The organism is Hahella sp. KA22 (genome assembly GCF_004135205.1).
Taxonomy (GTDB): domain Bacteria; phylum Pseudomonadota; class Gammaproteobacteria; order Pseudomonadales; family Oleiphilaceae; genus Hahella.
In genome coordinates this window covers 1,234,168-1,252,309 of record NZ_CP035490.1, presented here as the reverse complement: position 1 = coordinate 1,252,309, position 18,142 = coordinate 1,234,168, and the positions used below count along the sequence as shown (strand labels likewise).

Below are 18,142 nucleotides of genomic sequence, written 5' to 3'. Positions count from 1 at the left end.
CCGCGTGGCGTACGCGTAACGCGCAATTTAAGGGAATAAAGAGAGGAAGCGTTAGCGGGGACGAAGCCATTTCGCCCCCGCGTATTACTGGTGATGACAGCTGATTGCCGTTACAGCAAGTTGGAAAAGTCGCCGATGCGTTCTTGTAACAACGCGTTGATATCCACCAACCCATTCAGCTCGCTGTCCAACCCGCCAACTTTTTCGCTGACGATTTCATTCAGCTTCGCCTGCACTTTGCCGGAAAGCTTTTTCTTCTCTTCATCGATCAGCCCTTTCACGCTTTGCGAAAGGATTTTATCCAGGCTGGAAGTGATCTTCACTTGTGGATCCTGCAATGCGCCGGAGGCCAGCATGTTCACATCGAACTGAGAGATATTCTTCAAGGCGTTCAGCAACGCTTTCTTCAACGGAGCGCTCTCACCCTCCAACAGATTGGCCAGTTGCACTTCCAGGAACTTGGCGTCGACATTCATCGCCAGTTTGCCGTCCGTGATATCGGCCTTGCCCGCAATAGCGGCGATCGCTTTGCTCAAGGTCACAGGGAAATCTTCTTTATCAGAGAAAACAAGATCGGTGACAGGCAGATCTTTCAGGTCGAAAGAGAAGGAGTCTTTGGCGATCGCGGTGACATGATCAAGAACGCCTTTGAAGTCCATTTTTCCGACGCCCTGCGCCTGACTTTGCAACGCCAGTTGCGCAGGTTTGCCCCATACGTCGGCGCGATCGGTCAAGTTGTTGAACTTACCGGAGAACGGCACATCCTGCTGCGGGATCGGCAACTTACCGCTGATGCTCAGCGTCTTCACCAGGAACCGTGGCAAGCCATCGCTGTAGTCCGTTGTGTCAGGTTCGGGAGCGGACTTCTGCGCTTCTTCGCCAGAGCCATTGATGTAGGGCTGCAAACGGCCGTACCACATGTAGGCGTTATTCGCCCATTTCGCCACTTCATCGCCAAACAAAGCTTTCGCCAGACCTTCCCAGGCGCCCGGATTCAAACCAGCCAGCTCCATTACACGCTTCATATCTTCTTGCGGCGCGGCTTTTACTTTCGCCAGATCCGCTTTCAACTGAGCGACTTCTTTTTCCAGATCAGACTTGGCGTCGCGAATTTTCTGCAGGTCTTTCTTAGCGTCGCTCTGCAAATCCTTCACTTTTGCGACCGCCTGCAGTCTTTCCAAAGGATTTTTCGCCTCTTTCAACGCTTTGATGCGCTGCTTATAGCTTTCCAGGGTTTCTTTGTTTGGCAGGCCATCGATGCGCTCTTTCCAGGCTTTCTTGCGCGCAGCTAGAGACGCCTCCATCTCTTTGGCCATGGATACGGTCTTTAGGTCCACTCTGGCCAGCAGTTCATTTGGGTCTGGAATATCAATGGCCGGCAGCTTCATATCTTCTTTGAACTGATCAACCAACGATGGTTCCTGACTGGGCGGCGGCGTCAATCCTGGCACAGCGCCAGTGACCGAGCGCGCAGTATTAAAGCGCATGCCTTCCAGCGCTGCGGTCTCAACAATCACTTTGGACTTCAGGAGAGGTTCCCAGTCCAGATTAGCGTCGATCAGCTCCGCCTCAAACGCATTGGTCATCGGCGCTTGAGGATTGGTCACCTTCAAACCATGAATTGAGGCGCCAAGGGGAAAGAATCGGACATCCACCGAATCGACTTCAACCTTGGCCTTAACCGCTTTGGTTCCTTCTTCTTCAATCGCGAACTTGGCGATGATGTCTATAAAAAAGAGAGCGGCTATGACTATTACGATCAACAGAACGAATACATAGCCAACAAACTTAAGTACGCGCATGGCTTTTCCTTATGTTTTCTTTGGCGAGAGAGTTACCCCGATAACCGCATAAGATAGCAGCGCGGATGTGAAATGTGTATTGCGGGATGGCGGGGATTATGCGTAGAACCCAAGCAGGTAAGTGCGCTTCACAAAAGAAAAAACCGCCTGTGGGAGGCGGTTTTTTTCGACCTTTTGGCTTTGTCTGTAAGAAAGTCTTACAGTGACAGCTCTTTCAGGTACTTGCTGGTGACGGAAGCAGGCAGCGGCACATAGCCGTCTTTCACGACCACTTCCTGACCTTGCTTGGACATGATCATCTTAACGAATTCGCCAACGATAGGGTCCAGGTCTTTGTTTGGAGCCTTGTTAACGTATACGTACAGGAAGCGGGATAGTGGGTATTCGCCAGTGATCGCCGTTGCAGGTGAAGCTTCTACGAACTTGTCGCCTTCTTTCTTGGCCAGAGGAACCAAACGTACGCTGGCGGTTTTGTAGCCGATGCCAGAGTAGCCGATGCCGTTAACAGACTCGGAAACGCCTTGTACAACAGAAGCGGAGCCAGGCTGCTCGTTCACGTTGTTTTTGTAGTCGCCTTTACACAGCGCGTGCTCTTTGAAGTAGCCGTAAGTGCCGGATACAGAGTTACGACCGAACAACTGGATAGAACGGTTCGCCATGGAGCCGGTCAGTCCCAGATCGCCCCAGGTAGTGATGTCTTTGCTGTAACCGCACTTGCGAGTAGAGGAGAACACAGCGTCGATTTGCGCCATGGTCATGCCTTTAATGGGGTTGTCTTTGTGTACGAACACCGCCAAGGCGTCGATCGCAACAGGGATAGCGGTAGGCTTGTAACCGAATTTCTTCTCAAAGGCTTCCAGCTCTTTATCTTTCATCTTGCGGCTCATTGGGCCCAAGTTGGAAGTGCCTTCAGTCAAAGCAGGCGGCGCGGTTGATGAACCAGCGGCCTGAATCTGAATATTGACGTTCGGATAGTTACGCTTGAACTCTTCAGCCCACAGTGTCATCAAGTTGGCCAGAGTATCGGAACCTACGCTGGATAGATTGCCGGAAACACCACTTGCTTTGCTGTAATCAGTCAGCTTTGGATCCAGATCCGCGGAAGCTGCGCCTGCCCAGAATGAAGCAGCTACAACTGTGGCTGCCGCAAAAAATTTTTTTAATTGCATAGGGATGAACTCCTGGTTTTGTAACGACGTATCCGATAGGTTCGTCGGATTGATCGCCACTATAGGATTCGAATGTGACAGGGATGTTACACAATGACGCGTTGTGACATTCAGATTGCAACGTGATTTCACCCAAGGCGCATCGCATTCCCCTTTTACTCAGGTTAAACTTAGCGGTTGAATTCCCGCCCCGGTTAAGGAAACAAGAGACTGCTTCACATTAGGGATTTTTCGGGCGTCGTATGCATAGATATGTCAGAAGTAAGAGCTGTGGACATGAAGGGCTGTCGACTCGGTCGAAACGCTGATAGCCCCATCTAACAACAAGAAGGAAAATCCATAATGACTAACGGCCTCACTGCGGTTGTGAGACTCATTGACGCATTCACCGAGAAAACCGGCGCCATTATCTCCTGGCTCAATATCGGAATGGTAGTCGGAACTGTCGCCGTCGTCCTGCTCAGGTATGTCTTCAATAACAGTTCCATCGCCCTGCAAGAATCCGTGCTCTACATGCACGGCTTCGTATTCATGATTGCTTCCGCCTACACCCTGAAACACGACGAGCACGTCAGGGTGGATATTCTTTATCAACGATTCTCCGTGCGCGGCAAAGCCATCGTGAACTTGTTGGGAACGCTACTTCTTCTATTCCCTTTGATCATCTATATCGGCATAGAAAGCTGGCCTTATATAGCGCAGAGCTGGCGCATTCGCGAGGTGTCCGCCGAAGCGGCCGGCCTGCCTGCGGTCTTCATCTTAAAGTCGCTCATCTTGGCGCTGGTTGTTGTGCTTGGCGCGCAGGGCCTCGCAGAGGCGCTGCGCAACCTTTGCCTGATCATCGACCCCAATCATTCCCGCGGACAAGAGGAGCAAGACTGAGATGGAGTATATGTCGCTGTTCATGTTCGCAGCTGTTTGCCTGGTATTGCTTTGCGGTTATCCCGTCGCATTCTCTCTCGCCGGCACCGCCCTCGCCTTCGCTGGCATTGGCGCCATGGCGGGAGTTTTTGATAATAGCTTCCTGCTGGCCACTCCCAGCCGCTTATATGGTTTGATGAATAACCAGACTCTGTTGGCGGTTCCCTTGTTTGTGTTTATGGGCTGCATGCTGCAAAAGTCAAAGATCGCGGAGAACCTGCTGGAAAGCATGGCCATGCTGTTCCGCAATATTCCTGGCGGTCTGGGCATTTCCGTGGCGGTCGTGGGCATGTTGCTGGCGGCCAGCACCGGCATCGTCGGCGCCACCGTGGTGACGATGGGCCTGATCTCCCTGCCCACCATGCTGAAAAGCAATTACAGTAAAGCAGTAGCCACGGGCACAATTTGCGCTACAGGCACCTTGGGTCAGATCATTCCCCCGTCGATCGCCCTGGTGTTGCTGGGCGATGTGCTATCCAGCGCATACCAACAGGCCCAGCGCGATATGGGTATCTTCAATCCTGACACGGTATCCGTAGGCGACCTGTTCGTGGGAGCGCTGATCCCGGGCCTTGTACTGGTTTTGCTGTACATTATTTATCTATTTGTGCTGGCGCTGGTTAAACCCGAGCTGTTGCCAGCAGGCGAAAAACTGAGCAAGCAGGAAATGCACTCCCGCGAGCTCTCCCTGTTACGCGACCTGACGCCGCCATTGGCGCTGATTATCGCCGTCCTTGGCTCAATTCTGTCCGGCGTCGCCACGCCAACGGAAGCCGCAGGCGTGGGCGCATTTGGCGCCATTATCCTGGCGATTTATAAACGCCAGATCTCGCTTTCTGTATTAAGGGACGTTTGTCAGCAAACTACCCGCGTCACCTGTATGGTGTTCATGATTCTGATAGGCGCCACCATTTTCTCACTGGTGTTCCGCGCCTATGGCGGCGATGAGCTGATCAAAGATATTTTCACATCCATGCCCGGCGGCGTATTCATGGCGGTGCTGGTAGTGATGCTGGTTATTTTCCTGTTGGGCTTTATTCTCGACTTCATTGAGATCACCTTCGTCGTGGTGCCCATTGTCGGCCCGGTGTTACTGGCGATGGGCGTAGATCCCATCTGGCTGGGCATCATGATTGGCTTGAATTTGCAAACGTCGTTCCTGACCCCGCCCTTCGGGTTTTCGCTGTTTTATTTACGCGGGGTCGCTCCAAGCCATGTGAAAACGACGGACATTTACATGGGCGTGGTCCCATTTATCGCAATCCAGGTATTAATGCTTTGTCTGCTGGCGGCCTGGCCGTCACTGGCGACCTGGTTGCCTAAGGTGGTTTACGGGCCGTAGTCGCCCCGCAGTTCAGGCGCAATGGATATACTGGCGGAGAATCGCCTCACCAGCGCCTAAACTTGCAGATAACGGATTTTCATAAATATAAGAGAACTGTCATGAAAGCTTCTAGTAGCTCAGCACCTAACGGAGAATTGGCGCTTCGCGTCATTGCTCTCGATAAGGACACCAACTCCAACGGCGATATCTACGCTGGCTGGTTGATGTCGCAGATGGACTTGGCCGCCGCCAGCATGGCCGGTCGTATCGCCAAGGGTCGGACTGCGACGATATCCGTGAAACAATTGGATTTTCTATCTCCAGTCAGAATCGGCGCGGAAGTCAGTTGTTATGCGCGCATGGTGAATATCGGCACCAGCTCCATGCATATCGAAGTGGAGGTTTGGACCCGCGACAACCATCAGAATACTCCCCGCAAGGTAACCGAAGGCGTATTTGTGCTGGTTGCGATTGACGACTCCGGACGCATTCGCGCAGTACCTGCCGGAGAGTGAACAGGCGTATGGCCGAGGCATAAAAAAACCGCAGTCTGAGCTGCGGTTTTTTGTGTCTGCCGAACGCTTTAGGATCTGGCGTTGATATACGCTCTTTCTGAGATCTCATGGTATTTCCACACATTACTGCGGAACTTCTCATAAGACTCATATACCTTTTTCACTGCGGGATCTTTCTCCGCAATCTCCTGAATCGTCTGACGGGAGATGTCCTGCAGCTCCTTCAGTACGTCATCAGGGAAACGTCTGACATCCACGCCGTGATTGTTAACCAGTTCGTTCAACGCTGCATTGTTACGCGCCGTGTATTCATCCAGCATATCCTGATTGATCATACGCGCGGCGACCTCAACGATAGCCTGTAGATCTTTCGGTAACGCCTCAAGCGCTTTCTTGTTGAACGTGAATTCCAGCGAAGTGCCGGGTTCGTGCCAACCTGGGTAGTAGTAGAATTTGGCCGCTTTATGCAGGCCGAACGCCAGATCATTGTACGGGCCTACCCACTCAGTGGCGTCAATCGCGCCGGTTTGCAGAGCGGTGAAAATTTCACCGCCAGGCAGCTGCACAGGCGTGCCTCCCGCCCGCTGCAACACTTCGCCACCCAGGCCTGGGATACGCATCTTGAGGCCTTTCAGGTCATCCAGAGAGTTAATCTCTTTGTTGAACCAGCCTCCCATCTGCACGCCGGTGTTGCCGCCGAGCATAGGAACGACGCCGAATGGCTCATACAATTCACGCCATAACTCCAAACCGCCGCCATAGCTGATCCAGGAATTGATTTCCTGGGCGTTCAAACCAAAGGGGACGGTGGAGAAGAACTGTGCGGCGGGAATTTTGCCCTTCCAATAGTAGGATGCGGCATGGCCTGCTTCCGCAGTACCCTGAGAGACGGCGTCAAACACTTCCAGCGCGGGAACCAGTTCGCCAGCGCCATAGACTTTGATCTTAAGGCGGCCATCGCTCATGCGTTCGACTTCTTTAGCGAAGCGCTCTGGAGCCTCACCCAGTCCCGGGAAGTTTTTGGGCCAGGATGTCACCAGCTTCCATTGAATGGTTTGCTTGGGCGCCTGCTGGGCAACCGGGGCCGCCGCTTCTTTCTCGGCGGAGCATCCGCCTAACAGCATTCCCAGCATGCCTGCGCCCATCAGGGAAAACAGATAGCGTCTTTTCATTCGATTGCGTCTCCTTTGTCTTTATTCTTATGTGATCTCGGCGCCTTGCGCAGCCAAGCATCCAGCGCCAGTCGTCAAGCTATCTAAATCGGCGGATATAGCCTGTTTAGATGAGCCGACGAGAAGGCTGCGCTCCGCAGTATAACTCTATTATCCGGCAAAAGGACACTGGCTGAGCGCGCGCAAAATCTAACGGATCACTTAACGGTCAGGCTATTCAAATCACTTCTAGTTTGGCGTATGAAAGCACCAGCCATTTACTGCCCTGATCGTCGAAATTCACCTGAATGCGAGAATGCGGCCCACTGCCTTCATAGTTCAGCACCACGCCTTCGCCAAACTTTTCATGTCGCACCCGCTGCCCAAGGGAAATACCCGACTGCTGCGCGGATTCGCCAATCGCGCCATGCGCCGGACCACGATCCCAAAACATAGGCTTGCTCACGACGGAGCGCAAACGCACTTCGCGCAATAGCTCATTGGGAATTTCGCGGACAAAGCGAGAGATAGAGTGGTATTTATCCTGACCATACAAGCGGCGGCTTTCCGCGAAAGTAAGCACCAGCTTTTCCATGGCGCGCGTGATGCCGACATAGCACAATCGACGCTCTTCCTCCAGACGACCCGCCTCTTCCAGCGCCATCGAGTGTGGAAACAGTTCTTCCTCCATACCTGTCAGGAACACCAAAGGAAACTCCAAACCTTTGGCGGAGTGCAGTGTCATAAGCTGCACTGCATCCTGTTCCGCATCCGCCTGCCGCTCGCCTGCATCCAGCGCCGCCTGAGTCAGGAACTCCGCCAAAGGCGATTCATTGTCGAGCGTTTCATACTCAGCAACCGCATTCACCAGCTCAAGTAAGTTTTCCTTACGCGCCTCCGCCTTATCGCCCTTTTCATTGGCGTGATGCTCCAGTATGCCGCTGACATCCAGCATATGCTTGGTCAGATCCTGCAAACTGTTCTCTTTCGCATACTCACGCAGGGTTTCGACTATTTCAATAAAGTGCTTCAGGCCAACTCCCGCCTTGCCTTTAAGCAAACCTGCCCCAACCGCCGCCACGGTGGTCTGCCACAACGACGCTCTACGCTCGCGAGCGGCGTCGCGCAATGTCTCCAACGACTTGGCGCCAACGCCGCGAGGGGGGATATTGACCACCCGCTCAAAGGCGGCGTCATCGTGAGCGAAATGAGCCAGACGTAAATAGGCCACCGCGTTTTTGACTTCCAGACGATCATAAAAACGCAGACCGCCATAAATCCGATAAGGCACGCCGTGGCGAATCAGCGCTTCCTCCAATACCCGCGACTGCACGTTGGAGCGGTACAGCAGCGCCACTTCCGAACGCGAGCGTCCCTGATTCACCCAGGACTGCACGGACTCGACGATATAGTTGGCTTCATCCTGCTCGTTAAACGCGGCATACACATCAATCGCCTCGCCTTCCCCCTGATCCGTCCAGAGCTGTTTGCCAAGGCGACTTGGGTTATGGGCGATGACGTGGTTAGCAGCCCGCAGAATGGTCTGCGTCGAGCGGTAATTCTGCTCCAGACGCACTAGGGCCGCTTCGCCGAAATCATTCTGGAAACGTTGTATATTCTCAATCTTGGCGCCGCGCCAGCCGTAAATGGACTGGTCATCGTCTCCAACCACTGTCATGGGGACGCGATCCCCCGCCAACACGCGCAGCCACGCATACTGAATAGTGTTGGTATCCTGAAACTCATCAACCAGAATATGTTGGAAGCGCTGCTGATAGTGCTGTAACAGATCCGGCTTTTGCAGCCAGAGTTCATGGGAGCGCAGCAGTAACTCGCCAAAATCCACCAGCCCGCTCTGCCGACAATATTCGTCGTAACGCTGGTATATCTTGTTCATGGTCTGCCGCCAGGCGTCGCTACCCGGCTCAATGTTTTCCGGTCGCAGCCCTTCGTCTTTCTGGCTGTTGATAAAATACTGCGCCTGGCGCGCAGGCCACTTGGACTCATCCAGTCCCAGCTCGCGAATCACACGCTTCAGCATGCGCTGCTGGTCATCGGAGTCGATGACCTGGAAGTTTTCCGGCAGGCCGGCTTCCCGCCAATGCGCGCGCAGCAGTCGATGCGCCAGACTGTGAAAGGTGCCGAGCCACATGCCCCGTGTAGGAATATGCAGCAGAGACTCCACCCGCTCGCGCATTTCCCGCGCCGCCTTGTTGGTGAACGTCACCGCCATTATTGCGTGAGCGCCTATACGCTCGACTTGAATCAACCATGCCATGCGGTGCACAAGAACGCGGGTTTTGCCGCTACCGGCGCCAGCCAAAACCAGCAGGTTGCGGGCGCTGGCGGTAACCGCCTCGCGTTGAGCATCGTTAAGCGGGTCCAATACCGCCGTTACGTCCATTGCTGAGACTTACCTCTCTTTGTTTGAAGGGCTTTGTTGTTAACGGCTTTCCGCGTAAGACATGTCAGGAAAATTAACCGCAGACCAATCTCCGATTTTATTCGAAGTGCTTGTGCGCGAGTTCACTATCGGGTTAAATGGGACAACGAACAAAAAATAACAAAATGTTACATACAGTAAGCACACTGAACCGCTAACCGGAGTCGCCGCTTTGCATATTTGCGGCGATTAATACTGGATAATTTTACAGCCTATTACAACATTGCATCGCTGCTTTCCAGGTTCGCCGACCGTCAAAAGCAGATATGACGGGTTTGTTTGTGCGGCGGGATTCCAGTGAAATCGGACAATTATACTAACATGCACCCCGGGACAAACGATATTCAAGCAAGCAGTTTAAAGCTGATGTCGACCATGGCGCGCCCTAAACCTCTCACGGTGCGTCGGGAGCAACTCATAAAGCTGGGGCGTCGCAGTCGCCACGCCGCCGCATTGCTTTTTTCAATCACCATGGGGTTTGTCGCCACCGCCTTTCCCCATCAGGCCATAGAGCCTCTGATCGGCCTCACCGCGCTGGGAGCTTTCTGCGCAGTTCTGCTCGTCGCCTTCGGCTCACAGGCTCAGGCGCAATTACAGAATGAGAGCGCCAACCTGCCTCGCAACGTCGCTAATCTTAGCAGGCTTTATGTACTACTCAGCGCTGCAATCGCCACCGTGTTGGGGCCGATAACCGCATACGTCATCATGGATCTTCCCGCGTCATGGCTGGACAGCGCCACTATCGCCCAGTTCGTTGGCGCGGGCCTTCTATCCTTTTTTCTCGGCGTCTGGCGCACCCCGTTTATTATTCTCAGCGCGATGCCTCTTCTATCGCTTGCAGTGCTGTTAAACGGTAGGCAGCCCCTCCCTCCAGAGTTACTGACCAACGCGGCCATTCTCAGCGTCTTTCTCTATCCGCTCGCCGCGTTATGGTACCTCGCCTCCAGTCGCTACCTTAATCAGAATCTGCAGATGCAAGGCTTGATCGCCTATCTGGATAACGCCCGCTCCGCTTCAGAACTGCTTAATCAACAGCTAGCATATGAAATAACTTACCGAGAAGAGATTGAACAGGAATTGCGGGAAACGCAAAAGGAACTGGAAGGCGCAATCTGCGAACGCACCCACGAATTGTCCGAAGCCAACCGTATTCTCAGTCAGCAAATCAAACTACGGAAAAATATCAGCGACGCGCTGATGAAAAGCCAGACCCGTTTATCGCAGGCCATAGAAGCCACCGGGTTAGCCTTGTGGGATTGGGATATTCCGAGAAACTCCCTTTATCAATCATTCTTTCACGACGCCTTTGGTCCTCGTGAATTGTCGGCGACCGCCTTCGTCGAGCGCATGCATGGTCTGATACACCCTGACGACCGCCCACGCATTAGAAAAGAAATGATGCTGTGCCTGAAAGGTTTGAGTAACACTTATCAAGTACAGTATCGCGTCACCACCGCCAAAGACGCTTGGATCTGGGTGGAGGATTGCGGTAAACCCGTAAGCTTCGACAAGCTGGGCCGCATTACCCGTATGATCGGGTCGCGCCGAGATATCAGCAAAGAGAAAAGCCGCGATGAACAGCTGCTGTTAGCCAAGTCCGTCTTTGACCATACGCCTCAGGGCGTCTTCGCCTTGGATACCGAGTTCCGCTTCCTCACTGTCAACAACGCATTCAGTCAGATCACGGGTTATGAAACAGAAGAAGTAATCGGCAGCAGTCTTGAGGATTTCAGCCAGGCGCCCAACAAGCGACAAGTGTTCAGCCGAATTCGCGATGAGCTGTCTTTACGGGGCCGCTGGCAAGGCGAGTTATATGAAAAGCGCAAGTCCGGCGAATTCTACTGTCAGTGGCTGCAAATTACTTCGATCATCAATTCAGAAGGCGCCACCACGCATTACGCAGGCCTGTTTTCCGACCTGACGGAGCGTAAACAGGCGGACGAGAAGCTCCACTATCTGCTGAACTATGACGAATTGACCGGGCTGGCGAATCGCATGTTATTCCGTGAGCGACTGGATAAAATTCTCCGCAAAGTGCGGGAGCAAGGACTCAGCATTAATATGCTGCTCCTGAATGTCGACCGCTTTCGACAGGTGAATGAAAGCCTGGGTCAGGACCGCGGGGATGAGCTGTTAAAGCAGGTTGCTACGCGCATTTCACAAACCGCACCCCACGTCCATACCCTGGCGCGCCTGGGCAGCGATGAATTCGCCATTCTCACCCCGGCGAAAAGCCGCTCCCAGATGAGCCGTTTCTGTGAGCAACTGCTGGATGAACTAAAAGCACCCTTCAATATCGATGGTCATGAGTTTTACGTTTCAACCTCAATAGGCGTCACTCAGGCCCCTGACAACGGCTGGGAAATCCAAACTCTGATGCAGCAAGCCAATATGGCGGTGCGGCAGGCCAAATACCTCGGCGGCAACACTTATGAGTTTTACAGTCGCATGTTGCGCAGCATGTCGCGCATGCGCCTGGAGGTGGAGACTGAACTACGCAGAGCGATACAAAATCAACAGATGGAAGTTTTCTTCCAGCCCAAATTATCGCTGGATAGCGGTCGCATTACCGGGGTAGAAGCGCTGGCGCGCTGGCGGCACCCTCAAAGGGGACTGATCGGCCCCAGCGACTTCGTGCCCATGGCGGAGGAAAGCGGTTTGATCACCGAGCTGGGAGAGCAGATGCTTGGCGCCGCCTGCGCTCAAGCCGCCGCCTGGAGCCGGGAGGGGCTGGATAATATACAGGTATCCGTCAATCTTTCCGCCCATCAGTTACGTCAAAGCAACTTACCGCAACTGGTGCGCAAAGTTCTGCAGGACACAGACCTTCCCCCACATCTGCTGGATCTGGAGCTGACGGAAAGCACGCTTATGGAAAACATGAGCCGCACCCAGTTTATGCTCTCCCGTCTGAGGGAGATGGGGGTGCGCATCACCGTGGACGATTTCGGTACAGGCTACTCCTCTCTCTCCTACCTCAAGCGCTTTCCGCTAAACGCCTTGAAAATAGACCGCATGTTCATCAAAGACGCACACCAAAACGCCGACGACGCCGCCATCACTCGCGCCGTCATCATGCTGGGTAAAAGCCTGAATCTCGAAGTCATCGCTGAAGGCGTAGAGCATGAAGGGCATTTGGAGTTCTTGCGAGAAAGCGGCTGTCACACCGTGCAGGGATATCTCATCGCCGAGCCGCTGGGGGCCGATCAGATGGCGACCCTGTTGCGAGAGCAGCGCATTGGTTCTCCCGCACTGCAGAACACATAGCCGGTCACCCAATAACATCAGCGACTTTTGGTCAGTGTAATCCTGTTCCGCTTTTGTCTATTCTTAAAGCAGTTTTTCAATCCCGCCCTGCAAGCGGATTCATGGGCGCACCCGCCTACTGATCCGCAGGGCCGCTAGACATACCAAGGTAGTTGGATGGGACGCCCCCACGATATATTGAATTGGCTTCGACAAAACAGGGATTCGCTGCGCAAGAGCGAACAGAAGGTGGCAGAGTGCGTGCTACGCAACCCCAACGATGTCATACACATGCGCATCGTTGACCTGGCGACCGAGGCGGGTGTCAGCGAGCCGACTATAGTGCGCTTCTGTCGCACCATCAGTTTTGACAGCTTCCAAAGCCTGAAAGTGAGCCTCGCCCAGCAGCTTGCAAGTATGCAAACGCAAATGCCGTTCCCAATAAACTCTGGTGATAGTCTGCAACAGATTGGCGCCAGGATATTCAGCGACGTGCAGTCGTCATTGCAGCAGGTATTTAACCAACTGTCCTGGGAGCGGATTGAGCAGGTATGCGCCTGGATTTCCGAGTCCTCCCGCTTATACTTTTTCGGCTATGGCGCATCCGCTGCCGTGGCGGCGGATGCGCAACAGAAGTTCTTTCGCTTAAAACTGAATACCCAGGCCTGCCCCGATCCAGATATGCAAATGCTGATCGCCGGTCTGGTGGAAGAGAACGACGTTATAGTCGCCATCTCTCACAGCGGTCGCACCAATAACCTGATTCAATCCTGCATGCGGGCGCGGGCCTCTGGCGCCAGGGTTGTCGCCATCAGTCCGTCGCAATCTGCATTGGCCAACATAGCCAATCTCAACATCAGCGTCTCAGTGGACGAAGACACTGACGCCTTCACCCCCCTGGCGTCACGACTTGCCCATTTAATGATTCTGGATACGATCGCCACCAATCTGTTTCAAAAACTTGATAAGCGTCATACGCAAAAACTCAACCAGGCTAAAAAGAATCTAAGCTCGTTGCGACTCTCACCTAATTAATTGTATTATCGGTGAAATAATATACAGCATAAGACCGACGCTCCTCAGTCGGCTGGACAAGGCATCGCACCAACGCAGGAACGGATTGATAACACGCGTTATCAAGCAGTAAGCCGGTTGTCATTCCAGTGTAAAAAATAACAACTACAGTGAATCGTCACTAGGCTAAGGGGAAAGCCATGCAAAATATGAATCAACCTTCCGATTCCGTCGCCAGTACAATTCTTGATGTTTTTTACGAGTCCGAAACTCAAGAGAGGAAAAGCAAAGAAAAGCAAGCCTCAAAGCGACGTCTTCAAGCCCGCAGAGCGATAGAAGACTATCTGGAGAACAAGCGGTTGCGTGAGGCTACCGAAGACTACTACCTTTCTAAATAAACGCATTTTATAGCGTTCTTCGCGTGCGCTCCCACTTCCTCCAGGACGCACGCGCGTCCTCCGCTTAACCAAGCGGTCGCTGGATATTTCACCAAAATAAACCAGACTTGTTGATGCCGGTGAGCGGCTGAAGCAGACATGGAGACATCCAGGGAGCATGACGATGGAAACGCTGCAATTGCGGGATATTTCAGAAACCGCACTCCTGCCTTTGTGGGCCAGGGCGATGGAGACTCTACGCCCCGACGCCATCATTCACGACGACAAGGCTCTGGAAATGTACCAGCGCCTCAATTATGACTTCAAACGCTTCAGCAACGCTTGGCTGTCACAGTTAGCCATCGCCATCCGTACAGACCTCATCGATAAACTCGTGACGGATTTCATCACCGTCCATCCCCATGCAGTCATCATTAATCTTGGCGCGGGTTTCGACAGTCGCTACCTGCGCGTGGACAACGGCCAGATTCAATGGTTCGATCTCGACTTGCCCAATGTCATCGCCGCCCGCCGTCTGTTTTTCAGCGATTCTGATCGCTATCACATGCTGGAGCAGTCGCTGTTCGACGTCTCCTGGCTGGAACATGCCGCCGATGAGTCTGACAATTGCCTGATTTTGGCGGAAGGCGTGCTCATGTACTTCACTGAACAACGCATCAAACAGTTTTTCAATGACCTTGCCGAACGTATCCCTCACGCTCGTATGCTTTTGGAAATGCTGCCTCATGGAGCACTGGGTCAAGCACACTTACATGAGGCCATTGGCTGGATGAACGCCGCCTTTCAATGGACGCTGCATAATATCCATCGGCTGGAAAGTTGGAACTCCCACATCAAAGTCAGACAAGAATGGTGCATCCTTGACTACCACTGGGAACGCTGGGGAGCGTTAAGCTTACTCGCATGGTCTCCCTGGCATCGTTACCTGTTTGGCGAAAAACTGGCGTTACTTGAGTTTGATTGAGCATCCGCTCGATATGTACAGCCAGCGTCTATACTAAAAACAATCGCCTCCACATCGCGGCGTAGTCGCACTAGGGGATGTCCGTATTCAACAGGAGCCCGATATGTCATGAAGCCAATTACCTGCCCACAGTTTGTTGAGTTGGAAAAAGACCTGATTGACGAGTTTGTCGCCTGCTTTCAGGAAAACGTCGAAGAGATCGAACACACGATTCAAACCCTGGAGCATCAGGTTAATCCTGATTTGATCAACGAGCTGTTCCGCAGCATGCACTCTCTCAAGGGCAACTGCAGAATGGTGTTTCTGGACGCGATGGTGGACGTTATCCATGAGTTGGAGGAAATCGTTTCCGACATGCGCAAAGGAGAGCTTCCTTATCAGCCTATGTTCGGCGTTTTCTTTATGAGCATCATCGGCTATGTCGAAACCCTGGTCGGACAGTTGGCGAGCGACCACACCGCAGATGGGGATCTACAGGAATCCCTGCTTAAAGTCATCGCCAAAGTGCGTAACGCCTCCCCTGGCAACGTCATCGCCGTCATCAACGAAGGTCTGGATGAATTGCTGTCCGGCCCCAAAGACGCAGGAGAAGCGCCACGCCCCGAAGCGGCTATGCCGAGCTACTTCGCCCCCGGCAAAGACTCTGACCAGCAGTTATTTCGCTTCCTGGCGCGCCAGCTGGATCAACTCAGCATTTACCGGAAAGATCGCACCCAAAAGGAACTGGAGCTGTGTACGGCCATCAACGCAGAGTTGGGCGGCCCGATAAACGAGGAACAACTCAGCGCTGCTGTGCTGCTGCACGATTTAGGTATGGCTTTTGTACCAGTCGGACTGGCCCACAAACATGAAGAGCAATTGTCCCGCGAAGAACAGAAAATCATGGCCGCTCACGTCGCCACCAGTTCGCAGATCCTGCACCGCTTTGGCGGCTGGGAAGACGCAGCGCAGATTGTTCTGCATCACCATGAACATTATGACGGTAGCGGGTATCCATTCGGCGTGAGCGGCAAAGAGATCCCCATGGGCTCTAAAGTGCTGGCGATATGCGACGCGTTCTTCGAAATAACCAGTGAACGTGAAGATCGTTCGTACAAAAAGTCGTTATTTGAGGCGGTTCGCTACGTAAACAGCTATAACGGCTCACTGTTTGATCCCGATTGCGTTGAAGCATTCAACATGGCGGTGAGAAAGCTCTATATCGCCAAGGAAAGTTGAGATCGTCACACAACAGTACATAAAAAAACCGCGTAGGCGTCGCCTACGCGGTTTTTCTGTATGAGCGGAAGATCAAATGATCTCCGCTTGATTACATATGACTGATTAAGCAGCTTGCTTGCGACGACGCAAACCAACCGCCGCCAGACCAAGGCCCATCAGAGCCAGTGCGCCAGGCTCAGGTACAGAGAAAGGAACTTTACCTTCGATAGTATCGTTACCGCAAGTCATACCCCAGTGGAAAGCAATCTCATCGCCTTTCACCAGATCAGTGCCAGCAATATCAAAGGTGAAAGAAACTTTACCGTTTACAGTGTCTACCAACCAAGAGCCGGAACCAACAGACGTTACAGTGGCGCTATCAGTCTTAACTGCAACTTCCTGACCGTGACGGTAAGTAGCATATCTACCGTTGATATAGTCATTGGACAAGTAGGCGTTTTCGTAGTTGGTCGCGCCATTCAACTCATACAGCGCGCCTTCGCCGCCAGTAGAGCTCCAACGATCATCCAAACTGAAACCATAGGTCCACTTTGTACCAGTACGGTGTCTGTCTTCTTTGTATCCTGTATCTGCATCACCGTAAGGATTCCAAGATGAAGACAGGAACAGGTCGCCAAATGCAATGCCTTTCTTCTGACTCAGCGTGGTGCTTGTTACGTTGTTGTTGAAAATTCCAACGTTATTAACAAAGTTAGTGTACACGTCGACAGTCAACACAGTGCCAGACACGCTTACGTCAATTCCCTTGACATCGAATTTTGAGACGTCACCGATAACGTCGCCATATCCATGATCCTTACTACCTACATACTCATCATTAATCTGATACGCATGTGCAGAGATAGAGGAACCCAAAGCTACTACTGCAGCCAGTACTTTGAAAGTTTTCATAGACAACTACTACTCGATAATTGGTTTATTGATTTGTAAGCCAGAAGGCCCGTACAAAATTAGTGACAGAATATAAGCATTTTTGGGGCCAACATTAATAATTCATTGTTATCTAAAGGGTAAATATAAAAACAAAGCTCTTTCCGCTTAGCCTTTAAGTTAATGATGTAAATTTAACCGACATTCTAACCGGTCAAGTGTCAGCTTCGTCAGCATGATATGGCGATAAACTCTAAGAAAACGCCCACGAGAAGAGGTCGCACCACTTATTTTGATCTATTTTTAAATAAGGAAAGACCGCACGCCCAGCATAGGCATTCGTAAGGCAAGAGCTATCGCAGAAAAACAGCGGCTCAGAGTGGAAGCAACTTACAATGCCAAGCAACGAGCGAAAGCCATGTCAGATTTCGATGCGCTGTTAGCAATATCAGGTACGGCCCTCGTCATTGCCGGACTTATTTTGTTTATTGCGGAAAAGATAATACATCACCATCATCAGGGCCGGCTTCCCCCTGATATTTTATACCCCGCCCTCATGCTTACTGCTGCCGGCGTCGGTGTAACGCTGGTTCCGACGCTGCAACCTGAATTAACTGAACTTGAGCAATTACCGCCTCCCGGCGCGGGTTCGATTTATGATACCGGAGTTGTTGTACGCGGTAGCCCGACGCTATTCAACGACTCATTTATTCGAGCTCCAGAGCATGCTTCTTCCAGGCGAGAGGGTACCCAAACAAGCACATTCGATCTGCTGTCTTACAGCGTTAATGGAATGCCCCAGCAGCTCAACGGATCAATAGATATTCGCTCAACTGCAGATGGTGAGTATGAGTGGATCGCTGACATTGAGTCTTACACCGACTTTGGCTTGCCTGTTATTTATTACTACACGGGTCAACTCTATCAGGAAAACGGCTCTTGGCGTCTGCTGATCACAACAAGCAATGACCTGTCTTGGGAAAAAGGCTTCTCAGTTCCGGCACAGGTTGAAATCCGTAGCGATTACCTAAGCATGAGTTATGACTACAATGGCGTGAGCGTACTTGCTGAGTGGAGCTCGGATTAGCGCTCACGCCATACTGC

Annotated in this window: 14 protein-coding genes; 9 read left to right on the top strand and 5 right to left on the bottom strand. The window is 52.5% G+C overall.

What is annotated here, in order from left to right:
- Positions 1–110: 110 nt before the first annotated feature.
- Positions 111–1,802, bottom strand: a complete 1,692-nt coding sequence (locus EUZ85_RS05580) for a TIGR03545 family protein (RefSeq protein WP_127968319.1) — start codon at positions 1,800–1,802, stop codon at positions 111–113.
- 197 nt (positions 1,803–1,999) lie between these two features.
- Entirely contained in the window at positions 2,000–2,971 is a 972-nt protein-coding gene (locus EUZ85_RS05575) for a PstS family phosphate ABC transporter substrate-binding protein (protein WP_127968318.1), read from the bottom strand.
- A 342-nt stretch (positions 2,972–3,313) separates the two neighbouring features.
- Between EUZ85_RS05575 and EUZ85_RS05570 the strand changes: the two genes are divergently transcribed.
- The 3 genes from EUZ85_RS05570 to EUZ85_RS05560 all read left to right on the top strand — a co-directional run bounded on the left by EUZ85_RS05570 (position 3,314) and on the right by EUZ85_RS05560 (position 5,731).
- On the top strand, positions 3,314–3,853 hold the full coding sequence (locus EUZ85_RS05570; RefSeq protein ID WP_127968317.1) for a TRAP transporter small permease subunit: 540 nt from the start codon (positions 3,314–3,316) through the stop codon (positions 3,851–3,853).
- A 1-nt stretch (position 3,854) separates the two neighbouring features.
- Entirely contained in the window at positions 3,855–5,234 is a 1,380-nt protein-coding gene (locus tag EUZ85_RS05565; protein ID WP_127968316.1) for a TRAP transporter large permease subunit, read from the top strand.
- Between the two features lie 101 nt (positions 5,235–5,335).
- Complete coding sequence (locus EUZ85_RS05560; RefSeq protein WP_127968315.1) at positions 5,336–5,731, top strand: acyl-CoA thioesterase; 396 nt, start codon at positions 5,336–5,338, stop codon at positions 5,729–5,731.
- A 68-nt stretch (positions 5,732–5,799) separates the two neighbouring features.
- Here the strand turns inward: EUZ85_RS05560 and EUZ85_RS05555 are convergent, their stop codons facing one another.
- Positions 5,800–6,903, bottom strand: coding sequence for a TRAP transporter substrate-binding protein (locus tag EUZ85_RS05555; RefSeq protein WP_127968314.1), 1,104 nt, complete (start codon positions 6,901–6,903; stop codon positions 5,800–5,802).
- Between the two features lie 217 nt (positions 6,904–7,120).
- Complete coding sequence (gene uvrD, locus EUZ85_RS05550; RefSeq protein ID WP_127968313.1) at positions 7,121–9,286, bottom strand: DNA helicase II; 2,166 nt, start codon at positions 9,284–9,286, stop codon at positions 7,121–7,123.
- A 414-nt stretch (positions 9,287–9,700) separates the two neighbouring features.
- Between uvrD and EUZ85_RS05545 the strand changes: the two genes are divergently transcribed.
- The 5 genes from EUZ85_RS05545 (at position 9,701) to EUZ85_RS05525 (ending at position 16,165) form a co-directional block, all read left to right on the top strand.
- Positions 9,701–12,592: an EAL domain-containing protein gene (locus EUZ85_RS05545; protein WP_246842222.1), complete on the top strand. Its 2,892-nt coding sequence runs from the start codon at positions 9,701–9,703 to the stop codon at positions 12,590–12,592.
- A gap of 156 nt (positions 12,593–12,748) precedes the next feature.
- A complete protein-coding gene (locus EUZ85_RS05540; RefSeq protein ID WP_127968311.1) occupies positions 12,749–13,606 on the top strand; it encodes a MurR/RpiR family transcriptional regulator in 858 nt (285 codons plus the stop codon).
- Positions 13,607–13,785: 179 nt separating this feature from the next.
- Positions 13,786–13,983: a PA3496 family putative envelope integrity protein gene (locus EUZ85_RS05535; RefSeq protein WP_127968310.1), complete on the top strand. Its 198-nt coding sequence runs from the start codon at positions 13,786–13,788 to the stop codon at positions 13,981–13,983.
- A 163-nt stretch (positions 13,984–14,146) separates the two neighbouring features.
- Positions 14,147–14,947 (top strand): class I SAM-dependent methyltransferase, encoded by an 801-nt coding sequence (locus EUZ85_RS05530; RefSeq protein ID WP_168199894.1) that lies wholly within the window; start codon positions 14,147–14,149, stop codon positions 14,945–14,947.
- Positions 14,948–15,055: 108 nt separating this feature from the next.
- Positions 15,056–16,165, top strand: coding sequence for an HD domain-containing phosphohydrolase (locus EUZ85_RS05525; protein WP_127968308.1), 1,110 nt, complete (start codon positions 15,056–15,058; stop codon positions 16,163–16,165).
- 105 nt (positions 16,166–16,270) lie between these two features.
- On the opposite strand, the gene EUZ85_RS05520 is transcribed toward EUZ85_RS05525, so the two are convergent.
- Entirely contained in the window at positions 16,271–17,059 is a 789-nt protein-coding gene (locus tag EUZ85_RS05520) for a PEP-CTERM sorting domain-containing protein (protein ID WP_127968307.1), read from the bottom strand.
- A gap of 358 nt (positions 17,060–17,417) precedes the next feature.
- Between EUZ85_RS05520 and EUZ85_RS05515 the strand changes: the two genes are divergently transcribed.
- The gene (locus EUZ85_RS05515) at positions 17,418–18,125 is read left to right on the top strand and encodes a hypothetical protein (protein ID WP_129498717.1); all 708 of its coding nucleotides are present in this window, start codon (positions 17,418–17,420) and stop codon (positions 18,123–18,125) included.
- Positions 18,126–18,142: the final 17 nt, after the last annotated feature.

Bases quoted from the DNA above. Each gene is read 5' to 3' on its own strand.
- EUZ85_RS05520 (WP_127968307.1), bottom strand. From the start codon at position 17,059: ATGAAAACTTTCAAAGTACTGGCTGCAGTAGTAGCTTTGGGTTCCTCT.
- EUZ85_RS05575 (WP_127968318.1), bottom strand. From the start codon at position 2,971: ATGCAATTAAAAAAATTTTTTGCGGCAGCCACAGTTGTAGCTGCTTCA.
- EUZ85_RS05530 (WP_168199894.1), top strand. From the start codon at position 14,147: ATGGAAACGCTGCAATTGCGGGATATTTCAGAAACCGCACTCCTGCCT.
- EUZ85_RS05540 (WP_127968311.1), top strand. From the start codon at position 12,749: ATGGGACGCCCCCACGATATATTGAATTGGCTTCGACAAAACAGGGAT.
- EUZ85_RS05570 (WP_127968317.1), top strand. From the start codon at position 3,314: ATGACTAACGGCCTCACTGCGGTTGTGAGACTCATTGACGCATTCACC.
- EUZ85_RS05580 (WP_127968319.1), bottom strand. From the start codon at position 1,802: ATGCGCGTACTTAAGTTTGTTGGCTATGTATTCGTTCTGTTGATCGTA.
- uvrD (WP_127968313.1), bottom strand. From the start codon at position 9,286: ATGGACGTAACGGCGGTATTGGACCCGCTTAACGATGCTCAACGCGAG.
- EUZ85_RS05525 (WP_127968308.1), top strand. From the start codon at position 15,056: ATGAAGCCAATTACCTGCCCACAGTTTGTTGAGTTGGAAAAAGACCTG.
- EUZ85_RS05535 (WP_127968310.1), top strand. From the start codon at position 13,786: ATGCAAAATATGAATCAACCTTCCGATTCCGTCGCCAGTACAATTCTT.
- EUZ85_RS05565 (WP_127968316.1), top strand. From the start codon at position 3,855: ATGGAGTATATGTCGCTGTTCATGTTCGCAGCTGTTTGCCTGGTATTG.
- EUZ85_RS05560 (WP_127968315.1), top strand. From the start codon at position 5,336: ATGAAAGCTTCTAGTAGCTCAGCACCTAACGGAGAATTGGCGCTTCGC.
- EUZ85_RS05555 (WP_127968314.1), bottom strand. From the start codon at position 6,903: ATGAAAAGACGCTATCTGTTTTCCCTGATGGGCGCAGGCATGCTGGGA.
- EUZ85_RS05545 (WP_246842222.1), top strand. From the start codon at position 9,701: ATGGCGCGCCCTAAACCTCTCACGGTGCGTCGGGAGCAACTCATAAAG.